At 41.1% G+C, this 863-nt stretch carries 2 protein-coding genes; both read right to left on the reverse strand.

All coding sequences use genetic code 11. The features are described 5' to 3' along the window. Nucleotides 1-239: hypothetical protein (locus IAE53_RS11235; RefSeq protein ID WP_200136522.1), on the reverse strand; the 239-nt coding region annotated here is incomplete at its 3' end. Nucleotides 240-257: 18 nt separating this feature from the next. Continuing rightward, on the reverse strand, nt 258-863 hold a 606-nt coding region (locus IAE53_RS11240; RefSeq protein WP_200136521.1), incomplete at its 5' end, for an AAA family ATPase.

Genomic DNA, 863 nt, shown 5'->3' on the forward strand with positions numbered 1-863 from the left:
GCTGGAACCTTGCTACCATCTGTTTTCTTCTTGGCAATTGATACACGATAACCGTTGTCTGTGTTGCCGTCTTTATCAGTAAATTCAAACTGTACCGCAGTCCAACTTGACGACTGACTTTCAAATAATGACACATCTGTCAAAGTTGCTTCTGTCTGACCATCTTCAAATCCAAACGCTGATGGTTCTTCTGTTTCTGCATCTAATCCGTCAAACCAATCTTCCATATTTACTGCCATGTTCTTAATCTCCTATTCTTATAATCCGAGTTCTGCGAGTTTTGCTGCCTTAGCTTTGGCAGGATCAATAATGTTGTTAAGTGGTGCTGGCAACGTCTTATCGTCCCAGTCATAACGCTTTTTCTTCCACTTGGCTTCGTGCTTGTTGTTAATCTCAATCAAAGCGTCTGAATAACCACCGATGATATTGAACAACTTTGGTTTCAGGACAATCACAAGCCCTTCTTCATCGTCGTTGTTGGCACGTAACAAGTAATAAACTGTTAATGGTGACTTAGTTAAAGCACTAATCACATTGCTAAACATCTTGTTAAATTCACCAAATCCTGCACCATAATCACCTGCTTCTTTCAAACTTGAAGCATTATGTTTTTCCAATACCTCAAGTTCTAATAAGTTAGCCATGTCTTCTGCTGTATCAATAACTAACGTCTTATATCCTGCGTCAGGTGCTTGCTCGATAATGTCGATAACATCTTGATATGTTTCAGGGACAATGGCGTTATATCCTGCGTTGTCAGCATTTCGGTCAAACGAGACAAACAATGGCTTATCCGACTTACCCGCGAACGTTGTCTTACCCGCCATTGGCTCACCATAAACTGCGATACCTTTAGGCGCTGG

The organism is Leuconostoc sp. S50 (genome assembly GCF_016624925.1).
Taxonomy (GTDB): Bacteria; Bacillota; Bacilli; order Lactobacillales; family Lactobacillaceae; genus Leuconostoc; species Leuconostoc pseudomesenteroides.